Here is a 21,096-nt window from a genome sequence, read left to right on the forward strand (position 1 = left end):
CCCGCTCAGCACCAGCAGCACCACTGTGGTGAGCCAGCCCGCGATCGGGAGGGAGTGGCCACGGGTGGCGAGCATCTCGAGCATCTGCGCTCCGAACCCCGCACCGACCACGAGGATCAGCAGCAGGATCGGTACGTTCAGCGGCTTCACGAGATCCCGTATCCGTCGATCTGCGGTCCGGCCCGCAGCCCCTCACGGTCCTCGGCGACCGCCAGCAGCTGTGCGATCGGACCGCTGCCGGGCAGCTCGGCCTGCGGGCGCGCCGCATGCCAGGGGGCGAGCACGAAGGCACGCTGCCCGGCCCGCGGATGCGGCACGGTGAGGGTCTCGTCCTGGCTGCTCCAGTTCCCGTACGTGATGACGTCCACGTCCAGGGTGCGGGGTCCCCAGCGCACCAGGCGCTCGCGGCGGGCGTCCCGCTCGGCGCGGTGGGCCGCCTCGAGCAGAGCGAAGGGACCCAGCGTCGTGCGGAGACCGATCGCAGAGTTCAGGAAGGATCCCTGGTCCGTCGGGCCGCCCACGGGAGCCGTCTCCATCACCGGGCCGGTCCACTCCACCGCGATGCCCGGGGTCGCGTCCAGCAGCGAGAGAGCTCCCCGCAGGTGCTGTTCACGATCGCCGAGGTTCGTGCCGAGGGCGAGCACGGCCGCGACGGGCGGAGCGTCCCGCTCGATGCTCACGGTGACGTCGCCGACGGGCAGACCGACCGGGGCTGCGGGCTTGTGGACCCGGACTCCGACGCGGCGCACCAGCGGGTGGCCGGTGTCGGTGAGGATCCGCTGCGCGATCCTTTCGGCCAGGGTCTCGACCAGGGCGTACGGCCCGCCACCGAGCTCCTCGTGGACCGCGTGGGCGGCCTCGGCATAGTTCACCGTGCGGGAGAGGGCATCCGTCGTCCCGGCGGGCGCCGTGGACAGGTGCAGGGTGATGTCCGCGACGAACTGCTGGCCGAGATCCGTCTCCTGCGCGAGCACGCCGTGATGGCCCCAGGCGCGGATCCCGGTCACCTCGATGCGGTCGAGGGCATCGGCAGTCAGCGCCGGATGACCGGCGCCGAAGGGCGGGAGCGGGGTCCCGTGGTCAGCGGTCCCGTGGTCGGCGCTCATCGTCGCCTGCCCCGGCGCAGCCTGTCTCCCACACGCACGGCGGCGAGGGAGGAGGCGACCTCATGCACCCGCACCGCCCAGGCACCGTGCTCGGCGCTGTAAGCGCTGATCGCGGCCGTGGCCAGATCCCGGTCCACGCCGAGCGCACTCACGAAGCGCTTGCGGGAGGCACCGATGAGGATCGGCAGCTCGTGGGAGGCGATCGCCTCCCAATCGGCCAGCACCTCCCAGTTCTGCTCCCCGGTCTTGGAGAAGCCCAGGCCGGGGTCGGCGACCAGGAAGCGGTCCTCCACTCCGGCCTCGCGCAGGGCGTCGAGGCGCTGAGCGAGCTCCCCCGCGCTGTCGCGGGCGGCGTCCTCGTAGACCGCGAGCTCGTTCATCACATCGCTGTGTCCCCGCCAGTGCATCGCGATGAACACCGGCGGGGTGCCCAGGCGGGTGCGCAGCCGGGCCATCTCGGGACCCATGTCGACGTCCGCGCGTCCGGCGGAGACGTCGTTGACGATCAGGGCGCCGGCCTCGATGCTCGCTGCCGCGACGGAGGCGCGCATGGTGTCGACGCTGACCACGATGCCCTCGGCGGCCAGGGCGGCGACGACGGGCAGCACCCGGTGCAGCTCCTCGTCCTCGTCCACGCGGGGCGCTCCGGGCCTGGTCGACTCACCGCCCACGTCGACGATCGCGGCCCCCTGCGCCACCAGGTGGTGGCCGTGCGCGATGGCCGTCGGTGCGTCGTCATGGAGGCCGCCGTCGGAGAAGGAGTCCGGGGTGACGTTGAGGACCCCCATCACCAGGGTGTCGTCCCCGTCCAGGCCCTCGGGAAGACCGCAGGGGCGCCGCGACGTGGTGGTCATGCGCTCACGCCCTGTTGATCAGGGCCATGGCCTCGCCGCGGGTGCTGGCGCTGTCCCGCAGCATGCCCCGCACTGCGCTGGTGACGGTGCGGGCACCGGCAGCTCGCACCCCGCGCATCGACATGCACATGTGCTCGGCCTCGATGACGACGATCGCGCCGTCGGCGCCGAGCTCGTCCATCAGGGCGTCGGCGATCTGGAAGGTGAGCCGCTCCTGCACCTGGGGCCGCTTGGCGTACACGTTCACCAGGCGCGCGAGCTTGCTCAGTCCCGTGACGGACCCGCCCCCGGGGATGTACCCGACATGGGCGGTGCCGTGAAAGGGCAGCAGATGATGCTCGCACATCGAGTAGAAGGCGATGTCCCGCACGAGCACCAGCTCCTGGTGCTCGATGTCGAAGGTGGTCGACAGCGGTTCGCGGGCGTCCTGGTCCAGGCCCTCGAAGACCTCTGCGTACATGCGGGCCACCCGGGCAGGAGTCTCCTCCAGCCCGTTGCGGTCCGGGTCCTCGCCGATCGCGGCGAGGATCTCTCGCACGGCCGCTTCGACGCGGGGCGTGTCCACCGCCATCTCAGCGGTCCGTCCCGGCGCCGCCGTCGCGATCAGACGAGGTGTCATAGCCGTAGCCGCCGCCGAATCCGCCGCCGCCCGGCCCCTGCTCCCCGCCCTGGGGGGCGCCGGGGATCTGGGGCCCGTCGCCGCCCGGATGAGGCAGCTCCGGCGGGTTCGGCTGCAGCGGCTCTCCCGCGTCGTGGGACTCGGTCCCCGTCGCGGTGGTGCTGCGCCCGACCGACGGTGCGGCAAGAGCGGGCCGCTCCGCGCTGGAGACCCACACCTCTCGCGGCGGCTGCTTCTTCACGTCCCGGAAGATCTCGGCGAGCTCGTGCTCCGTGAGGGTCTCCTTCTCCAGGAGCTCCTCGACCAGTCGATCCAGCACGTGGCGGTTCTCGACGATCACGGCCCAGGCCTCGTCCAGTGCGGTGTCCAGCAGCTCACGGACCTGCTGGTCGATGAGGCTCGCGGTCTCGGCGCTGAAGCGGGGGCCCTGCCCCTGCTGCATCCCGACGAACACCTCCTGGTCCCCCTCGAGCGCCACCTGGCCGACGGTGCCGCTCATGCCCAGCTGCATCACCATGGTGCGTGCGATCTTGGTCGCGTTCTGCAGGTCGGAGCTGGGGCCGGTGGTGACGTCGTGGAAGATGCTCTCCTCCACGGCGTAGCCGCCCATCGCATAGGCGAGGCGGTCCAGCAGCTCGTTGCGGGACTGGTAGTTGCGGTCCTGGGTGGGGACGACCATCGTGTACCCACCGGCGCGGCCGCGCGGCAGGATCGTCACCTTGGTGACCGGGGCGGAGTTGTTCATGGCCGCCGCCACCAGGGCGTGGCCGCCCTCGTGGTACGCGGTCATCTGCCGTTCCCGCTCGGTCATCACCTTCGAGTACCGCTGCGGGCCCATGGAGACGCGGTCGATGGCCTCGTCCAGGGCGCGGTTGTCGATGATCTGGTTGCCGGAACGGGCGGTCAGCAGCGCCGCCTCGTTGAGCACGTTCGCGAGGTCCGCACCGGACATGCCGATGGTGCGCTTGGCGACGTGCTCGAGGTCGACGTCGTGCGCGAGCGGCTTGCCCTTGGCGTGCACGCCGAGGATGTGCAGGCGGCCCTTCATGTCGGGAGCCTCGACACCGATCTGGCGGTCGAAGCGGCCCGGGCGCAGCAGTGCCGGGTCCAGGATGTCCACGCGGTTGGTGGCGGCGATGAGGATGACGTTCTGGTTCTCGTCGAACCCGTCCATCTCCACCAGCATCTGGTTCAGGGTCTGCTCGCGCTCGTCGTGGCCGCCGCCCATGCCGGCGCCGCGATGGCGACCGACGGCGTCGATCTCGTCGATGAAGATGATCGCCGGGGCGTTCTCCTTCGCCGTGTTGAACAGGTCGCGCACTCGGCTCGCGCCGACGCCCACGAACATCTCCACGAAGTCCGAGCCGGAGATCGAGTAGAACGGCACGTTCGCCTCACCGGCGACGGCCTTGGCCAGCAGGGTCTTTCCGGTGCCGGGCGGGCCGTACAGCAGCACGCCCTTGGGGATCTTCGCGCCGACGGCCTGGTAACGGCCCGGATCGACGAGGAACTGCTTGATCTCGTCGAGCTCCTCGACGGCCTCCTCGGCGCCGGCGACGTCCGCGAAGGTGACCTTCGGGGCCTCCTTATTGAACAGCTTGGCCTTGGACTTGCCGAACTGCATGGCCTTGCCGCCGCCCTGGGCGTTCATGATGAGGAACCAGAACAGGCCGATGAAGATCAGCAGGGGCAGGAAGGACAGCAGCAGGGTGGACCACCAGGAGCTGGTGGCGATCTCGTCGGTGTACCCCTTGGCGGGGGCCGCCTCCTCGACGGCCTGGACGATCGCCTCGCCGCGGGCGTCGACGTAGGAGAAGCGCACCTCGGTGCCCTTGTTCTCCTCACCGTCGACGAAGTCCTCGGTGAGGACGAGGTCGACCCGCTGCTGGTTGCCGCCGGTGATCTTGGCCTGCTCGACGGTGTCGCCCGCGAGCAGCTCGAGGCCCTGCTGGGTGTCGATCTGCTGGTAGCCGTCGCGCCCGAGCAGGGAGAACAGCGCCATCCCCAGCAGCAGGGCCACGATGATCCACAGGGCGATGCCGAACGGGCGACGCTTCTTGCTGCCGGAGCCCTTCGGGGTCTTGGCGGAATCTGCCACGGGATCAGTCCTCGTAGACCGAGCGTGCGAGGACGCCCACGTAGGGGAGGTTGCGATAGTTCTCGGCGTAGTCCAGGCCGTAGCCGATGACGAACTCGTTGGGAATGTCGAAGCCGACGTACTTCACGTCGATCTCGACCCGTGCCGCCTCGGGCTTGCGCAGCAGGGTGGCGATCTCGACGCTCTTGGGGCCCCGCGAGCGGAGGTTGGACAGCAGCCACTTCAGCGTGAGACCGGAGTCAATGATGTCCTCGACGATCAGCACATTGCGTCCGGTGATGTCCCCGGAGAGGTCCTTGAGGATCCGCACCACGCCGGAGGACTTGGTGCCCGAGCCGTACGAGGAGACGGCCATCCAGTCCATCTCGACCTTCAGATCGATCTGACGGGCGAGATCGGCCATCACCATCACCGCACCGCGCAGGACGCCGACCAGGACGGGCGGTTCCTCCGCGTAGTCCTCGGCGATCTGCTGACCGAGCTCGGCGAGACGATCACGGATCTGCTGTGCGTCGAGCAGCACGCGGTCGACATCGGGATGGGGGTGCGTCTGGGGCACGCGGATCTCCTCCATGGAACGTGGTGGGGTGGGCGAGCCGCGGGTCACGAATCGAGGCGGCGCCACACCAACAGGCCGTCGCGGCGAGCGACTTCGATCCTACCCGGAACGGGCACCGCTGCCTGACCGTGCCATGAGACCACCAGCGCGTCGATCGCCAGCACCTGGCGTCGGAGCAGGGACTTCGTGGACCCGGAGCCGGCGTCCTGGGGTTCTACGCGGTCAGCGGAACGTGAGGCGTCGCGCAGGACTCGGGTGCGCAGAGGGGCCGGAGCGGCCGCCAGGGCGTGCACGTCGAGCAGCAGCAGGTCCCGATCCTCCCGCAGCTCGCCGCCGTCCCGGCGCAGGGAGTCCAGCAGCGCCGTCGCCTCGGCGTCCAGGTGATCGGCGTCCGGGCGCACCAGGTCCGCGGTGCGGGCGAGGTTCACGTCGAGGTGCTCGCCGAGGATCTCGCGCAGCAGGGGCAGGGCGCGATGGCGCACGCGGGAGCGCAGCAGGGTCTCGTCGGTGTTCATCGGATCCTCCCACCACTCGAGGTCGTGCAGGCGGCAGATCTCCTCGGTGTCACCCCGGCGCAGCGCGGTGGCCTCGTCCCGCCCGCTGCCCAGGAAGGGCCGCAGCAGCGCACCGCGGGCGCGAGGGATCCCGGCCAGGGCACGGGGCCCGCCACCTCGGGCCAGCCCCATCAGCACCTGCTCGGCCTGGTCGTCGAGCGTGTGCGCCATGAGCAGAGCAAGGGCACCCCGCTCCTCGCGCAGCGTCTCGAGCACCTCGTGGCGCGCGCTGCGGGCGGCGTTCTCCAGCCCGCCGGCGGCCTCGCGATCCACCCGGACGCGCAGCACGTGGGTCTCGGCCCCCAGGTGCTGCGCCTGGACCGCAGCCCGCTCCGCGACCTGCGCAGATCCCTCCTGCAGACCGTGGTCGACGATCGCCGCCTCGGTCTCCAGACCCATCCGCGACCCGACCCACACCGTGGTGGCGAGCAGGGCGAGGGAGTCCGCTCCCCCGCTGAGACCGACCAGGAGCCGAGGGGACAGCGTGCCCACGGCCGTCTCGTCGGCCAGCAGCTCGAGCCGGGCGGCGAGCGCGGCACGGACTGCGGTGCGGGCACGGGCGACGACGGGGGGCGGGCCGGCCATCAGTCGACCTGCACCATCTCGGCGGCGACCGCATCGACCGCGGCGCGTGCGGCCGGGGCGTCGGATCCGTCGAAGCCGTGCACCGCGATCGAGTAGCCGACAGTGCGGCCATCGGGCAGGACAGCCACCCCCGCGAGGGTCGCGACACCGCCCAGGTATCCGGTCTTGCCCCGGACCAGCCCGCTCGCGTCCTGCGTGTCCTCGTCGTCGAAGCGATCGGCCAGGGTGCCGGAGAGTCCCGCCACGGGCACGTCGAACAGGATCTGCTCGAGCACCGGGACGTCCCCGGAGGCGACCTCGGCGAGCACGGCCGAGAGCAGGGCGGGTGGGACCCGGTTCTGCCGGGACAGTCCGGAGCCGTCGTGGATCTCGAGAGAGGCCACGGTCTGTGCGGACACCCCGAGCTCCTCGGCGAGGTCCCGGATCTCCGCCTCCACCGCCGCGGCGGCACCGGCGGGCGTGGTGTCCTCGCCACGCTCCCGGGCCACCAGATGTGCGAGCAGTTCCGCCGTGGTGTTGTCGGAGATCAGCAGGGTGTGGCGCACCAGCTCCTCCAGCGGTTCCGAGGTGATCTCCGCCGTCGGCGCGCCCCGCGGTGCGGTGTCCTCGGAGATCCCGTCCTCGACGGTGAGCCCGGCCTCGGCCAGCAGCGCGGCGAACCGCTCGGCGGCGTCGTGGGCGGGGGTGGCGGACTTCGGCCCGTACTGCTCGCCGTCCAGCCATCCCTCGTCGAGGGCGATCGAGGCGGTCGGCGTCACCCAGCCGCCCGAGCGGCCGTTGTCGCCCCAGGCCTCGTTGGCGCCCCCGACGAGATAGCTGTCGTCCAGCGCGACGGAGACCTCTCTCGTGCCCTGGTCCTCGGCGAGCTCGGCCGCCCGAGTCGCCAGCACACCCAGCTCGTCCTCGGTGAGAGTCATGTCACCGCCGCCGATGAGTGTGACCACACCGTCCTGGACAGCGGCCCGCGTGGTGAGGACCTCGTCCGCGTCGATCCGGCGCAGCACCGCCGCCGCGGTGAGCAGCTTCAGGGTGGACGCGGGCACCAGTGCGGTGTCTCCGTCATGGTCGGCGAGGGTCTCCCCGGTCTCGGCATCGACCACGCTGACGGCGAGTCCGCCGGAGACCACGGGCAGATCGGCCTTCGCGGCCATCCGTCGCTCGAGGTCATCGGGATCCACGTCGGCGCCGACCGAGGAGCTGGCCGGGATCAGGTCCGGCGCGGAGACGCGCTCCCAGTCCTCCGCGATCGCGCGAGGTCCAGCGGCAGGATCGGACTCCTCGGTGCGGACGGTGAGGAATCCGGGGAAGGCATCGGTGAGGTCGCCGAGCAGATAGAAGCTCGCCGGCACCGCCGCGCACATGATGATCGCGGTGGTGCGCCAGATTCTCTCGAGTGTGCTCGCCCCCATGGTCCCCACGATATGGTGTCACGGTCTTGACCAGTGGCCTACGGGGCCGGAGCAATGGAGCCGCTGTCGTGGAATTCGACGTGACCATCGAGATCCCTCGGGGAAATCGGAACAAGTATGAGGTGGACCACCACAACGGGCGCATCCGTCTGGACCGGATGCTGTTCACCGCCACCCGGTATCCGGATGACTACGGCTTCATCGAGGGGACCCTCGGCGAGGACGACGACCCGCTGGACTGCCTGGTGCTGCTCGAGGAGCCGACCTTCCCGGGCTGCCTGATCCGCTGCCGTGCACTGGGCATGTTCCGGATGCGCGACGAGGCCGGCGGCGACGACAAGATCATCGCGGTGCCGGTCGGTGACCAGCGCCAGGTGCGCCGTCAGGAGCTGACCGACGTCAGCGAGTTCCATCGCCTGGAGATCCAGCACTTCTTCGAGGTCTACAAGGACCTCGAGCCGGGCAAGAGCGTCGAGGGCGCGCACTGGGAGGGCCGCAGCGACGCGGAGGCGGAGATCCGTCGTTCCTACCAGCGTGCGGTCGGCACCGAGCACGCCAACGAGTTCACGCAGGAGATCTGAGCGAGCGGGCCCGCCTCGGACGGGCCCGGCACCGCAGCGCAGGAAGGGTCGACCCCGCACGGGGCCGACCCTTCCTGCTGTGCTGAGGGAGCTGTGCTGGCTGACCTGTGCTGACTGACCTGTGCTGGACGCGATGCGCTGACCGGACCCGCGTGCGGCGCGCGGTCCGGCCAGGGGCCGTTCAGCTGCCGAGGGTTCCCGGCTGATCGCCGAGCTCGCCCTCCAGGGTCATGCCCTGGGAGAAGATCTCCAGCATCGCCTCGACGACGGACTTGGAGACGGAGCGGGCGCCGAACCCGCCGATCACGGCACCGATCCCGAAGGGCAGCAAGCGGGCGACCCACATCCGGCCCGCCCGGGCGACGAACCGGCGACGAACGTACCGGGAGACCTGCTTGGAGATCAGGCCCGGCAGGAAGCCCCCGCCTCCGCCCAGGACCGAGTGCCACTGCAGCCCCTGCTTGCCCATCGCCTTGGCGATGATCTCGGTGCCGCGCTCCCCGCTGAGCACGCCCATCAGCACCAATCGACGAGTGCTGCGGTCGGACATGTCCACGCCGTGGATGTCCGCTGCGGCGAGCGTGAGGAAGGCGCAGGCCTCCGCGAAGGAGACTCCCTCGCCGACGGTCAGTCCGAGGGCGGCGACGGTGCCGAGCCCGGGCAGCGCGGCGACTCCGCCGATCCCGGCGCCGGCTGCGGTGGTCAGAGTGACGAAGCGCTTCGTGACGTGCTCGAGCAGCTGCCTGTCGGTCGCGTCGGGGTGCTTGGCCCGCAGCCGCTCGACATAACGGTGGGCCAGCGGTGCCTGCACGTTCAGCGCGGCATCGATCACCTCGATCCAGCGCTCGTCGATCTGCTCCGTGAAGTCGCCGTCCTCGGCGAGCTCCCGCGGCGCGGTGGGCGGGGTGGAAGGATCGGTCTGTGCCACCGTCTGCTCCGTTCTGTCGGGTCGTGAACAGGGTCAAGCTATCGCGTCCGGCCGAGCCCGGCCTGGGCGGGGCGCGGTGCTAGCCCCCGATCCTCACCTCTCCAGGGGCGAGCTCGGTGATCTCCCCCGTCAGCCCGAGGCGGCGCACGGCCTCCCCCAGGTCCGCGTAATGGCTCATGTACCCGGCGTCGACGAAGGAGCGCGGCACGGATACGTCGTGGCAGAGCGTCCCGGCCAGATGGTCGGTCTCGTGCTGGAGGATGCGCGCGGTCCAGCCCACGTGCTCCTCGTCGATCTCCTGGATGCTGCCGTCCCCGAGGAGCTCGGTCGCTCGCAGGCGCACCGTGCGCGAGCGCGGCACGATCGACTGCCAGCCGTCCACCGACAGGCACCCCTCGAAGGCGTAGACGCGCTCGCTCCCCAGCGGCTCGAGCACCGGGTCCAGCAGCGCCCGCAGCGGGAGCGGTCGGCGCTCGAGCAGATCGTCGTCCTCGTCCTCCCCCTGCTCGCTCGCGAAACGGTCCTCGACCACGTAGAAGCTCAACGGGAGGCCCACCTGGGGCGCGGCCAGGCCCACTCCGGGCGCGGCGCGCATGGTGACGACCATCGCCTCGGCGAGCTCGAGCAGCAGCCCGCTCTCGAGCCTGTCCGTGGCACGGACCGCGCGGCGGCGCAGGGCGGGGTGCCCGGCCTGCACGATCCGCAGGGGGTCGCCCACCTTCGCACGTCGGTCGAGGATCTTCCGGGTCAGCTCAGTGATGTCCACCGAGCCAGTATCCCGCAGCGGTCGCGGCGCCGCCCGCTCCTCGCCGCAGCCCGTGCCTGCGGTCGATGCGCAGGTCTCGACACGCGAGATCCCGAGAGCGGGTGTGCCGCATCACGGTGAGACGTGGGCTACACTTCTGCGAGCCGGTGCGATGGTGCACCTCGTCAGAGAATGACCTCGACCCGGCCACGTATCACTTCACAACGGACCGTCCGGCACGTACCTGCCGGTGAAGGAGAACCATCATGGCAACAGTCACGTTCGACAACGCCTCGCGCGTCTACGCGGGCCAGGAGCGCCCCGCGGTCGACAACCTGAACATCGAGGTCGGGGACGGGGAGTTCCTCGTACTGGTCGGCCCCTCGGGCTCGGGCAAGTCGACCGCCCTGCGCATGCTCGCCGGTCTCGAGGAGATCGACGCCGGCCGCATCCTCATCGGCGATCGTGACGTCACCGACGTCCCGCCGAAGGACCGCGACATCGCCATGGTGTTCCAGAACTACGCGCTGTACCCCCACATGACGGTCGCCGACAACATGGGCTTCGCCCTGAAGATCGCCGGCAACCCCAAGGCCGAGATCCGCAAGCGCGTCGAGGACGCCGCCGAGATCCTGGACCTCACCGAGTACCTCGACCGCAAGCCGAAGGCGCTCTCCGGCGGTCAGCGCCAGCGTGTGGCCATGGGCCGCGCGATCGTCCGCTCCCCGCAGGTCTTCCTCATGGATGAGCCGCTGTCGAACCTCGACGCGAAGCTCCGTGTCGCCACCCGTACCCAGATCGCGTCGCTGCAGCGTCGCCTCGGGGTCACCACGGTCTACGTGACGCACGACCAGACCGAGGCCATGACCATGGGCGACCGGGTCGCGGTGCTGAACTTCGGCGTCCTGCAGCAGCTGGACACCCCTCGCCGCATGTACGACCACCCGAACAACGTCTTCGTCGCCGGCTTCATCGGCTCTCCCGCCATGAACCTCGTCGATGAGAAGCTCACCGACCAGGGCGTCCGTTTCGGTGACGCGGTGATCCCCGTGGACCGCGCGACGCTCTCCGACACCGACCAGTCCACGGTCACCGTCGGCGTGCGTCCCGAGGACCTCGAGATCGTCAGCGACGATCAGGGCATCGCGATCGAGGTCGACGTCGTCGAGGAGCTCGGCGCTGATGCCTTCATCTACGGCCGCCGCGCCGGCGCCGACGAGTCGGACAAGCCGTTCATCGCGCGCGTCGACGGCCGTCGCCCCCCGCAGAAGGGCGAGACCGTGTACTTCCGTCCCAAGCAGAACCACCTGCACCTCTTCGACACGAAGACGGGCCAGCGCCTCGGCGACTGACCACGCTGCAGCACCGCGCGACGGGCGTCCGGCTTCTGCCGGGCGCCCGTCGCCGTCTCCTCGGGGCCGTGGGGTGACCTTCCCGTCGAGATGACGTGAAATCTGGCCCCGAGTGGGCGAAGCGACCCGACTCAGGAGACAATGTCGTCATGGCACCCCTGGAGATCACCGCGTCCCGCGCCGATCCGGCACTGCTGGACCTGCCATGGGAGAAGCCGCTGGAGCAGTGGCCCGACGAGATCCTCGCCGCTCTCCCCCGCGGCATCTCCCGCCATGTCGTGCGCTTCGTGCGCGTCTCCGGCCGGGTGCTGGCCGTCAAGGAGATCTCCCGTGAGCTCGCGCAGCGCGAGTACGAGATGCTGCGCGTGCTGGGACGGATGGAGATCCCTGCGGTCGAACCGTTCGCCGTCGTCTCGGGCCGCACCTCCGCCTCGGGCGAGCCGCTGGACGCCGTGCTCATCACCCGCCATCTGCAGTTCTCCCTCCCCTACCGGGCCGTGTTCAGCCAGGTCTCCCGCAGGGACACGGCGCACCGTCTGCTCGACGCGCTCGCGGTGCTCCTGGTGCGGCTGCACCTGGACGGCTTCTACTGGGGCGACGTCTCGCTCTCGAACACGCTGTTCCGCCGCGACGCGGGAGCCTTCGCCGCCTACCTCGTCGATGTCGAGACCGGCTCGCTCCATGAGCAGCTCTCCACTGGGCAGCGCCACTACGATCTCGATCTGGCCCGCACGAACATCATCGGCGAGCTGATGGACCTGCAGGCCGGTGACATGTTCGATCCGGAGGCCGATCCGGTCGAGGTCGGGGACGACCTGATCTCTCGCTATGAGGAGCTGTGGGATGCGCTCACCTCCCGCGAGCGGTTCTCGGCCGATGAGCGCTGGCGGGTCTCGGCGAGGATCGAGCGGCTCAACTCCCTCGGCTTCGACGTGGGCGAGCTCGAGATCACCACCGACCTCGACGGCACCACCCTCTCGATCATGCCCAAGGTCGTCGACGCCGGACACCACTCCCGCCGACTGATGCGCCTGACCGGCATCGATGCCCAGGAGAACCAGGCCCGCCGACTGCTCAACGACCTCGACCAGTATCGGGCGGACACCGAGCAGCAGCTCGAGGACGAGGAGTTCGTGGCCCACGAGTGGCTCCAGCGGCAGTACGAGCCGGTGGTGCGCGCGGTTCCGCGATCGATGCGCTCCAAGCTCCAGCCGCCCGAGTTCTTCCACGAGATCCTCGAGCACAAGTGGTTCCTGTCCGAGAAGGCCGGCCAGGACGTCAGCCTCGACGAGACGGTGCGCCACTTCATCCTCAACGTCCTCATCCACCGGCCCGACGAGAAGTCGCTGGTGACCACAGAGACCTCGGCGCTGCCGATCTTCGATTCCTGAGCGGGGACCGCACCTCATGACACGCGACCGGGGACGAGCGCCCGCACGTCTGGACAACCTCTCGCTGCGGGACCAGCTGGGAGTGGATCGTCTCCCGCTGCGCCTGCTGCAGATGATGGCGGGGCTGACGGGGTTCGGCGTCTCCCTGGCGATGCTGCTCGAATCGGGGCTCGGCGGTGCTCCCTGGGACGTCCTGCACGCGGCCCTCGCCGACCGTCTGGGCCTCACGGTGGGATCGCTCAGCATCGCCGTCAGCTTCGCGGTGCTGATGCTGTGGTTCCCGCTGCGCGAGCGCATCGGGATCGGCACCGTCGCGAACTCGATCTGGGTGGGAGTGAGCATCGACCTGGGCATGCTGGTGCTGCCTGCGGCCGACGGACTCCCTGCCGCCGTGGCGATGATGCTCGCCGGGGTCGGGCTGAACGGGGTCAGCGGTGCCGTGTACATCGGGGCGCAGCTCAGCGCCGGTCCCCGCGACGGGCTGATGACGGGCCTGGCGCGGGTGCTGTCGCGACCCGTCGGGCCGGTGAGGATCGTGCTGGAGGTGATCGTGCTGCTGAGCGGCTGGGCGCTGGGCGGTCCGCTCGGGGTCGGGACCGTGGTCTACGCGATCGGGCTGGGACCGATCATCCAGCTGACCCTGCCGCACGTGACGATGCCCGTGCGCGCCCTGCGCGGTCGCGCCGTCGACGTGCCGGGGCAGACGCCACCGACCGGCCAGGCACCGGAGCCGGATCCGGCCTGAACCGGCGCGAGAGACCGCGGGCCCTCCGGCCAGGGTCTCTCCCGCCGGCTCACGCGGGCCGGACCGTCACGCGCCCCGTTCGAGCGATGGCGGGCCCGGTCGGGACACGGCTCAGGCCAGCCCCTTGCGCTCCCGCACGCCGGAGATCTCGTAGAGGGCGATCGCGGCGGCGACCGAGGCGTTCAGGGACTCCGAGCGTCCGGCCATCGGGATCGACACCACCTGGTCGCTGATCTCCCGGGCGAGACGGGACAGGCCCTTGCCCTCCGCCCCGACGACGAGCGCGGCCGGCTGCGTGCCCAGCTCGAGCCCGCGCGTGGTGACATCCCCCTCGGCGTCCAGGCCGAGCACGAACACGCCCTTCTCCTTGAGGGAGGTCAGGGCACGGTTGAGGTTGGTGACCTGGGCGACGCGCACGCGACCGGCCGCACCGGCCGCCACCTTCCACACGCTCGCGGTCATCGAGACGCTGCGGCGCTCGGGGAGGATCACGCCGTGCGCGCCGAAGGCGTCGGCCGAGCGCAGGATCGCACCGAGGTTGCGGGGATCGGTGATCCCGTCGAGCGCCACCAGCAGCGGCGGCTCGAAGCGGTCTGCGGCGATATCGAGCAGCTCCTCGATCTCGGCGTACTCGTACGGCGGGATGGTCAGGGCGACGCCCTGATGGACCGCGTGGTCGGTCATCCGGTCCAGGTCGGTGCGGGGTGCCTCGGCGATGGGCAGTCCGCGAGCCGTGGCCAGACGCATGATCTCGCCCACCCGCTCGTCGCTGTCCAGCCGGACCATGACGGTCAGCTGGGTGGCGGGCACGTCCTCGCGCAGCGCCTCGAGCACCGCGTTGCGGCCGGCGACCTGATCGCTCCCGGGGTGCTTCCGCATGCCCTTGCCCCCGGCGCCGCCACGTCGAGCGCCGCCGCTTCCGGAGCCGCTGCCGGAACCCTTGTACGCCTTGTGGGCGGGCCGGTCCTCGGCCTTGGGCGTCGGGCCCTTGCCCTCGAGCGCTCGTCGGCGCACACCGCCGGAACCGACGGATGCGCCCTTCTTGCCCTTGCGCACCGCGCCGCGGCGCGAGCTGTTACCTGCCATCAGAGTGCTCCTCAGTCCTTCAGTTCGTGGTGTCGAGGGACCAGCGGGCCCCATCGGGCCCGTCCTCGATGCGGATCCCCGCAGCGATCAGGGCATCGCGCAGCGCGTCTGCGCGAGTCCAGTCCTTCTCGGCGCGCGCCGCCTCGCGGGCGGCGAGCTGGGTGGTGATCAGCGAGTCCAGCGCGGCATGCTCGGCGCCGAGGGAGGCGTCGCCGCTCCCCCACTGCGTGGACAGAGGGTCCAGGCCCAGCACGTCCAGCATGGCTCGCAGCCGTCCCAGGCGCGCCGCGCGCTCGGCCTGCGCGCCCCCGGTAGCGAGCAGGGAGTTCAGTGCGGACTGCTCGCGGTGGATCACGGCCAGCGCCTCCGGCACCGCGAGGTCGTCCTCCATCGCCGTGATGAACTCAGCGGGCAGCTCCACGGCGGCCAGCTCGGCGCCGGGCGCGGCCAGGGGATGCTCGCCGAGCTGCTCCGCGGCACGGCGGGCGGTGGCGCTGAAGCGCTCCCACACCGTCTCCGCCTCCGCCATCGCCCGGGCGTTGTACTCGACGGTGGCGCGGTAGTGGCCGCTGATGAGCGCGAGTCGCACAGCGGGCGTGGGGTGCTCGGCCAGCGCCTGGGCGGCGGTGACGAAGTTGTCCAGGCTCTTGCCCATCTTCAGCCCGTCGACCGTGAGCACGCCGGAGTGCATCCAGCGCTGCGCGAAGCCGAAGCCGGCGGCGTGGGACTGCGCCTGTTCGTTCTCGTGGTGCGGGAAGCGGAGGTCGAGGCCGCCGGCATGGATGTCGAAGGTCTCGCCCAGGTACTTCCGGCTCATGGCGGAGCACTCCAGGTGCCAGCCGGGTCGGCCCCGGCCGAAGGGGGTGTCCCAGGAGGCCGTGTCCGGCTCCGTGGTCTTGGCGGCCTTCCACAGCGCGAAGTCGCGGCGGTCCCGTTTGCCGGGCTCCATCTCCTCGCCCGCATCCTGCATGTCCTCGGGGGACTGCCGCGTCAGCGCGCCGTAGGTGGGGTGGGAGGCGACGTCGAAGTAGACGGAGCCCTCGCCGTCGGCGTAGGCGTGGCCGCGCTCGATCAGCAGCTGCATCAGCTCGACCATCTCGGGCACGTGCCCGGTGGCGCGCGGCTCGTAGGTGGGGCGGCGGTTGCCGATGGCGTCCAGGGTGTCCTGGAACTCCCGCTCGAAGCGCAGGGACCAGGCCCACCATTCGGTGCCGGCGTCGGCCGACTTCGCGAGGATCTTGTCCTCGATGTCCGTGACGTTGCGGACGTGGGTCACCTCGAACCCGCTCCGTTCGAGCCAGCGCACCAGCACGTCGAAGGCGACGAAGGTGCGCAGATGGCCGAGATGCGGGGCGCCCTGTGTGGTCGGGCCGCACACGTACAGCGACACCGCCCCCTCGCGCACCGGGGTCAGCGGTGCGGTGGTGCGGGTGGCGGTGTCGTGCAGGTGGAGAGTCACGTGCCCCAGGGTACTGCCCGTGGGACCGGGCGACCGCACGGCGCGCTCGCGCCCCAGGCCGCCGCCGAGCTCACTCGGTGCGAGCGCTGACCTGCTTGCCGTAGAGCTCCTCGAAGGTGTCGTCATAGGAGACGGCGTTGTGGCGGCGCTTGCCCTGGATCGCCTGGACCGCGGACTGCGCGGTCTCGATGGTGGTCTCGGGCGCTTTGAGCTTCCGGTAGACGAGGAAGGCGACGAGGCCCGCGATCGCTCCGAGCACGATGAACGCGCCGGCGATGATGAGGAAGGCGCCCCAGTACGGCAGGCCCAGCGCCTCGAGCCCGGTGGCTGCGGCGAACAGCAGCATCACCCAGGCGGAGAGGAGCAGGAAGAGCAGCACCGCTGCGCAGGCCGCGATGATGCCGGCCTTGATCGCGAGGGCGGTGACCTCTTTCTTCGCGATGTCGATCTCGTGGTGCACGACACCGAGCATCTCGTCGCGGATGGACTGGACGAGCTCGCCGATGGACCGCTGGGTGGGCGGCGTGCTCGGGTCGTTCGTGGTGTTGATCATGATCGGAGCCTATCGCAGGGAGGAGAGCGGTCGCAGGTGGGATGCCCGGGCTGCGGGGAATCAGTCGATGCTGATCCGCTTGCGTCGGGTGGTCTCGGGGCGGGGGCCAGCGGAGGTGGTGCGCCGCGCCACGATGGAAGGGGCCACGGCCACGTCGCGAGTGACGCCCTCGTGGCCGGAGACGCGCTCGACCAGGAACTGGGCGGCGAGTGCGCCGAGGCGGTCGGAGTTGGGGTCGACGCTGGTGAGCTGGGAGACGCCGGAGGAGGCGAGCGAGGTGTTGCCGTAGCCGGCCACCGCGAGCTCTTCGGGGATCGAGTACCCGGCATCGCGGGCAGCGGAGAGGACCCCGACCGCGGTGACGTCGTTCGCGCAGGTGACAGCGGTGGGCACCTGACTGCCGCGCAGGAGCATCGACCCAGCGGTCTGGCCGACCTGCTCGGTGAAGTCTCCGGGCTCGACCCTCGCCTCCTCGCCCAGTCCGTGGCGCTCCATCGCCGCACGGAAGGCTTCGGCGCGCTCGCGGGCGACGGCGGCACCGACCCCGCCGACGTGAGCGATCTCGCGATGGCCGAGACCCACCAGGTGGTCGACCAGGAGGCCCTGACCCACTTCGTCGTCGATGCGGACGGTGTCGAAGCGGCCGGTGAAGCTCTTGGAGCAGCCGATGCCCACGAAGGGGCGCTGACCGCTGGCCTCGAGCACATGGTCCATGTCCACGAGATCGGAGACCATCAGGAAGCCGTCGACCCCGAGACGCACGAGGTCTTCGATCGCATCGGTGTCCGCGGCCACCGGGTACTCGGGGATGCGGCGCCGGGTCGGGACCACGACGGCGGTCCGGCCGGTGGCGGCCAGCTCGATGCGGATGGCGCGCACCAGATCCGAGATCCAGGTGTTGCGCATGGTGTTCACGAGCACGGCGACGACACCGCGGTGCTCCGTCTCCCCGCTCAGCTCCTCCAGGGGGAAATGGAGCCGCTCGGCCGTCTCGCGCACCCGGCGGGCCAGCTGCGGCTTGATCTCGTCGGAGCCGCGCAGGGCGCGCAGAGCGACCGCGCTCGAGATGCCCAGGGAGTTGGCGACGTCGTGCAGGGTGCCGCGGTCCTGGCCCTCGGCGTCCATCTCGGCGGCTTTGTGGTCGACGTTCTCGACCACCTGGCCGCTCGTGCCCTCGGCGACCGGCGGGGTCCCCGCATCGGAGGCAGGATCGATGGTCTCGTCGGAAGAAGTGGCGTCACTGCTCATGGACCCATTGAACCGCATCCCGGTGCCCCCTCGGGACATTGCGAGCCGACGCGCATCCCCGGGGGCGACTCCCTCCGGGGGTTTTCCCCCACAGCGACGGAGGGCGGACCCGGTGTGACGGACGCGCCCGGCCGCCTAGGGTCAAGGTATGGACGACACCCCTGTGCGGCGCGAGCCGCCACCGCGCCCCCGACTGACGCCCTCCTCGCTCGCGTCCGTCGCCGTGGGAGGGCTGCTGTTCGGCACCTGGTTCTGGATCAGCCTGGCCGTGCTCGTGACCGGGCTCAGCGCCCTGCCCGCCCTCGGCAGCGGCCTGCTGCTGCTGATGCCCTGGCTGCTGGTGATGCAGCTGGTGGTGCGCATCGAGCGGCGTCGTGCCGTCGCGATCCATGGCCTGCTGGTGATCCTGCCCGCCCAGCGCCGGTCGCGGCGCACGGGCGTGGGCGGCTGGCTGCAGAACCGCTGGTTCGAGCTGGGGACCGGTGCGTACTGGCGCGGAGTGCTCCACCATCACCTCGCGATCCTGGTCACGGGCCTGTTCTTCCTCGCCTTCGTGCTGCTGCTGTGGGGCGGCTGGACCGCGGCAGAGGTGGCGCTCGCGCACGGCGCCGTGGAGCTCGGCTCACTGGACCTGTCCCGCTGGCTGCTCGGTGTGACGGCCATGGTGTGCCTGCTGCTGGCAGCGGTGATGCTCGCCCTGGGGGCGCTCGCGGACCGCGGCCTCGCGCGCGGGCTGATCTCCGGCTCCGAGGAGGAGCTGCGGGAGCAGGTCGCCGAGCTCGCCGAGCGCCGCCAGGGTGCCGTGGACGCCGCGTCCCAGGAGCGACTGCGCATCGAGCGCGATCTCCACGACGGGGTGCAGCCGCGCCTGGTGAATCTGGCGATGACGCTCGGCATCGCACGCAGCGCGATCCGTGCGGATCCCGAGCGCGCCGAGCGCCTGGTCGGCGAGGCGCATGCGGAGGCGAAGGCGGTGATGACCGACCTGCGTCAGCTCGCCCGGGGGATCCATCCCGCTGTGCTCACCGATCGTGGGCTGGACGCGGCGCTCTCGGCCCTCGCCGCCCGCTCCCGGATCCCTGTCGAGCTGGAGGTCGACCTGAGCACCGGCGGCGGACCGGAGCTCGACCGGGAGCGGGAGGCCGTGGCCTACTTCGTGGTGGCAGAGGCCCTCACCAATGTCGCCAAGCATGCCGAGGCCACGAGGGCACAGGTCACCGTCACCCGCAGCAGCGAGGAGCTGCAGGTGCTCGTCGAGGACGACGGACGCGGGGGCGCGCAGATGCGTCGCGACGGGCGCTCCACGGGCCTCGCGGGGCTCACCGACCGGGTCCGTGCCACCGGCGGCACCCTCGAGGTCGGCGACGCTCCCGGCGAAGGCACCCGCGAAGGCCCCCTCGAAGACCCCGGCGGAGGGCGCGGCAGAGGCACAGCGCTGCGGGCCTCGATCCCGCTGGGCGGCCCCCTCGCCGCCCGACCCGCCCCGCGGGGCATCGCGCCCCGCACCGCCGCCCCCGGCGCCCCCACCACGTCCGGCGCCACCAGGTCCGACTCCCCCGCTCCCAGAACCACCACCCAGGAGGTCCCCCGATGAGGATCGTGATCGCCGACGACGCCGTGCTGCTGCGCGCCGGTCTCGAACGCCTGCTCACCGACGCCGGGCACGAGGTGGTCGCAGCCGTCGGCGACGGCACCGCACTGCTGTCCGCGATCTCCCACCACCGTCCCGATCTGGCGGTGATCGATGTGCGGATGCCGCCCACCTTCACCGATGAAGGGGTCCGGGCCGCGATGCTGGTCCGTCGGCAGGATCCCGCGGTCGCACTGCTGGTGCTCTCGCAGTACGTCGAGGAGCGCTACGCCTCCGACCTCATCGCCGACTCCCCCCATGGCCTGGGCTACGTGCTCAAGGACAGGGTCGCCGACGTCGAGGACTTCCTGGGGGTGGTGGCCGACGTCGGCTCCGGAGGCACCTGGCTGGACCCCGAGGTGGTCCAGCAGATCTTCGTCCGCTCCCGTCGGCGACGGACCCTCGAGGGTCTCACCCCGCGCGAGCGGGAGGTGCTCGCCCTGATGGCGCAGGGCCGTTCGAACCAGGCGATCGCCGACACCCTGTTCGTCTCCGCCGGGAGCGTGGAGAAGCACATCTCCTCGGTGCTCACCAAGCTCGACCTCCCACCGGTCGACGGCGAGAACCGGCGCGTGATGGCCGTGCTGCGTTACCTGGAATCCGAGGAGAGAGGATGACCCTCACCGACCCCCGGGCCAGCGCCTCCCTGCCTCCCATCCCGCCTCCGGGGGCACCGCAGCGCCCTCCCTCCGCAGAGCCGCTCCTCCTCCCTGCGAGGCGCCTGGAGCCCTCTCCCGGACGAGATCGTCCGTGGCGTCTGCTCACCACGCTCATCGGCACCGTGCTCGTGGGCCTGGTGGTCCTCGCCCTGGCCGCGGCCTCGACCGCGACCTGGCTCTCCGGACGCGGATACTCCGATGTTCCCGCGGTGACCGCTCTCGGCAGCCCGACCTCCCTGGATCTGACGAGCTCGGTAGGGACCGTGCGAGTGCTCCCCTCGGGCGACGTCGAGGAGCTCACCCTGGCACTGGTCGCCCCGGGGAGCACCGCGCTCCCGGACGACAGCGCCACCGCGCAGGCCCGCGTCACCGAGGGCTCCACCGCGCACGGCACGACGGTCGAGGTGCGCCAGCCCGAGCGCTCCTTCGGTCCTCCCTGGACAGGGCAGACACTGGACGTGCTGCTGTTGGTCCCGACCGGCCTGGAGCTCGATCTCACGGTCAGTGCGGAGGTCGGCGACCTGCTGATCGACGGGGACTACGCCGCGATCGAGGCGCACAGCACGGTGGGCGACCTCCGGATGGAGTCGCTCACCGCCCCCGGAGGTCTGAGCGCGACCACGGACGTCGGCGACGTCGACATCGAGCTCGGCGCTCCCGCCCCCGAATCCGTCGACATCACCACCTCGGTCGGAGAGGTCGATCTGACGCTGCCCACCGAGGCGGGCGGACAGGTGGAGATCAGCACCGACTTCGGGAACGTCCGGGTGGCCGCCCCGGGCACCGCGCGCTGGACGGTGGACGCCACCTCGAACCTCGGCGACGTGAGCACGGACCCCGGGCTCTCCACCGGCTCCGGCTCACCCGTCGGCGCCCTCACGGTGACCTCGGAGCTCGGGGACATCGAGATCACGCGCTGACCCGGGGCGGTGCAC

General features: G+C 71.1%; 20 protein-coding genes. 7 read left to right on the forward strand and 13 right to left on the reverse strand.

Annotation, left to right across the window (positions count from 1 at the left end):
- Window positions 1-146: 146 nt before the first annotated feature.
- From folK to VF289_RS09540, 7 genes are read right to left on the reverse strand one after another with little or no spacing between them, the layout of a single operon-like run.
- Entirely contained in the window at window positions 147-1,106 is a 960-nt protein-coding gene (folK, locus tag VF289_RS09510) for a 2-amino-4-hydroxy-6-hydroxymethyldihydropteridine diphosphokinase (protein ID WP_330883436.1), read from the reverse strand.
- Window positions 1,103-1,960, reverse strand: a complete 858-nt coding sequence (gene folP / locus VF289_RS09515) for a dihydropteroate synthase (protein ID WP_330883438.1) — start codon at window positions 1,958-1,960, stop codon at window positions 1,103-1,105. Before folP ends, folK begins: the two co-directional genes overlap by 4 nt.
- Before the next feature lie 4 nt (window positions 1,961-1,964).
- Entirely contained in the window at window positions 1,965-2,531 is a 567-nt protein-coding gene (gene folE / locus VF289_RS09520) for a GTP cyclohydrolase I FolE (protein ID WP_330883440.1), read from the reverse strand.
- Window position 2,532: 1 nt separating this feature from the next.
- Complete coding sequence (ftsH, locus tag VF289_RS09525; RefSeq protein WP_330883442.1) at window positions 2,533-4,677, reverse strand: ATP-dependent zinc metalloprotease FtsH; 2,145 nt, start codon at window positions 4,675-4,677, stop codon at window positions 2,533-2,535.
- Between the two features lie 4 nt (window positions 4,678-4,681).
- A complete protein-coding gene (hpt, locus tag VF289_RS09530) occupies window positions 4,682-5,236 on the reverse strand; it encodes a hypoxanthine phosphoribosyltransferase (protein WP_330883444.1) in 555 nt (184 codons plus the stop codon).
- Between the two features lie 44 nt (window positions 5,237-5,280).
- Entirely contained in the window at window positions 5,281-6,375 is a 1,095-nt protein-coding gene (gene tilS / locus VF289_RS09535) for a tRNA lysidine(34) synthetase TilS (RefSeq protein ID WP_330883446.1), read from the reverse strand.
- Entirely contained in the window at window positions 6,375-7,784 is a 1,410-nt protein-coding gene (locus tag VF289_RS09540; protein WP_330883448.1) for a D-alanyl-D-alanine carboxypeptidase/D-alanyl-D-alanine-endopeptidase, read from the reverse strand. Before VF289_RS09540 ends, tilS begins: the two co-directional genes overlap by 1 nt.
- Before the next feature lie 68 nt (window positions 7,785-7,852).
- Here VF289_RS09540 and VF289_RS09545 point away from each other — a divergent pair, with 68 nt between their 5' ends.
- Entirely contained in the window at window positions 7,853-8,365 is a 513-nt protein-coding gene (locus VF289_RS09545) for an inorganic diphosphatase (protein WP_330883450.1), read from the forward strand.
- A gap of 181 nt (window positions 8,366-8,546) precedes the next feature.
- On the opposite strand, the gene VF289_RS09550 is transcribed toward VF289_RS09545, so the two are convergent.
- Window positions 8,547-9,293, reverse strand: coding sequence for a hypothetical protein (locus VF289_RS09550; protein WP_330883452.1), 747 nt, complete (start codon window positions 9,291-9,293; stop codon window positions 8,547-8,549).
- Window positions 9,294-9,372: 79 nt separating this feature from the next.
- A complete protein-coding gene (locus tag VF289_RS09555; RefSeq protein ID WP_330883454.1) occupies window positions 9,373-10,059 on the reverse strand; it encodes a peptide deformylase in 687 nt (228 codons plus the stop codon).
- Window positions 10,060-10,304: 245 nt separating this feature from the next.
- Between VF289_RS09555 and VF289_RS09560 the strand changes: the two genes are divergently transcribed.
- The 3 genes from VF289_RS09560 (at window position 10,305) to VF289_RS09570 (ending at window position 13,526) form a co-directional block, all read left to right on the forward strand.
- Window positions 10,305-11,390, forward strand: a complete 1,086-nt coding sequence (locus VF289_RS09560; RefSeq protein WP_330883456.1) for a sn-glycerol-3-phosphate ABC transporter ATP-binding protein UgpC — start codon at window positions 10,305-10,307, stop codon at window positions 11,388-11,390.
- Between the two features lie 149 nt (window positions 11,391-11,539).
- Complete coding sequence (locus tag VF289_RS09565; RefSeq protein ID WP_330883458.1) at window positions 11,540-12,781, forward strand: DUF4032 domain-containing protein; 1,242 nt, start codon at window positions 11,540-11,542, stop codon at window positions 12,779-12,781.
- A 16-nt stretch (window positions 12,782-12,797) separates the two neighbouring features.
- The gene (locus VF289_RS09570) at window positions 12,798-13,526 is read left to right on the forward strand and encodes a hypothetical protein (RefSeq protein WP_330883460.1); all 729 of its coding nucleotides are present in this window, start codon (window positions 12,798-12,800) and stop codon (window positions 13,524-13,526) included.
- A gap of 111 nt (window positions 13,527-13,637) precedes the next feature.
- On the opposite strand, the gene rlmB is transcribed toward VF289_RS09570, so the two are convergent.
- From rlmB to VF289_RS09590, 4 genes are all read right to left on the reverse strand, one after another.
- Window positions 13,638-14,612 (reverse strand): 23S rRNA (guanosine(2251)-2'-O)-methyltransferase RlmB, encoded by a 975-nt coding sequence (rlmB, locus tag VF289_RS09575; protein ID WP_330883462.1) that lies wholly within the window; start codon window positions 14,610-14,612, stop codon window positions 13,638-13,640.
- 19 nt (window positions 14,613-14,631) lie between these two features.
- Complete coding sequence (cysS, locus tag VF289_RS09580) at window positions 14,632-16,071, reverse strand: cysteine--tRNA ligase (RefSeq protein WP_330883463.1); 1,440 nt, start codon at window positions 16,069-16,071, stop codon at window positions 14,632-14,634.
- A 70-nt stretch (window positions 16,072-16,141) separates the two neighbouring features.
- Window positions 16,142-16,624 carry a phage holin family protein gene (locus tag VF289_RS09585; protein ID WP_330883465.1) on the reverse strand — a complete coding sequence of 161 codons (483 nt, stop codon included), beginning with the start codon at window positions 16,622-16,624 and terminating at the stop codon, window positions 16,142-16,144.
- Window positions 16,625-16,684: 60 nt separating this feature from the next.
- Window positions 16,685-17,872, reverse strand: a complete 1,188-nt coding sequence (locus VF289_RS09590; RefSeq protein WP_330883467.1) for a LacI family DNA-binding transcriptional regulator — start codon at window positions 17,870-17,872, stop codon at window positions 16,685-16,687.
- A gap of 148 nt (window positions 17,873-18,020) precedes the next feature.
- On the opposite strand from VF289_RS09590, the gene VF289_RS09595 reads away from it, so the two are divergent.
- The 3 genes from VF289_RS09595 to VF289_RS09605 are packed head-to-tail and all read left to right on the forward strand — an operon-like array spanning window position 18,021 to window position 21,081.
- Window positions 18,021-19,466, forward strand: coding sequence for a sensor histidine kinase (locus VF289_RS09595; protein WP_330883469.1), 1,446 nt, complete (start codon window positions 18,021-18,023; stop codon window positions 19,464-19,466).
- Window positions 19,463-20,119 carry a response regulator transcription factor gene (locus VF289_RS09600; RefSeq protein ID WP_330883471.1) on the forward strand — a complete coding sequence of 219 codons (657 nt, stop codon included), beginning with the start codon at window positions 19,463-19,465 and terminating at the stop codon, window positions 20,117-20,119. The genes VF289_RS09595 and VF289_RS09600 overlap by 4 nt, the downstream gene beginning before the upstream one ends.
- On the forward strand, window positions 20,116-21,081 hold the full coding sequence (locus VF289_RS09605) for a DUF4097 family beta strand repeat-containing protein (protein WP_330883473.1): 966 nt from the start codon (window positions 20,116-20,118) through the stop codon (window positions 21,079-21,081). Before VF289_RS09600 ends, VF289_RS09605 begins: the two co-directional genes overlap by 4 nt.
- Window positions 21,082-21,096 lie beyond the last annotated feature (15 nt).

The sequence above is a fragment of the Brachybacterium sp. genome (assembly GCF_036379615.1).
GTDB lineage: Bacteria > Actinomycetota > Actinomycetes > Actinomycetales > Dermabacteraceae > Brachybacterium.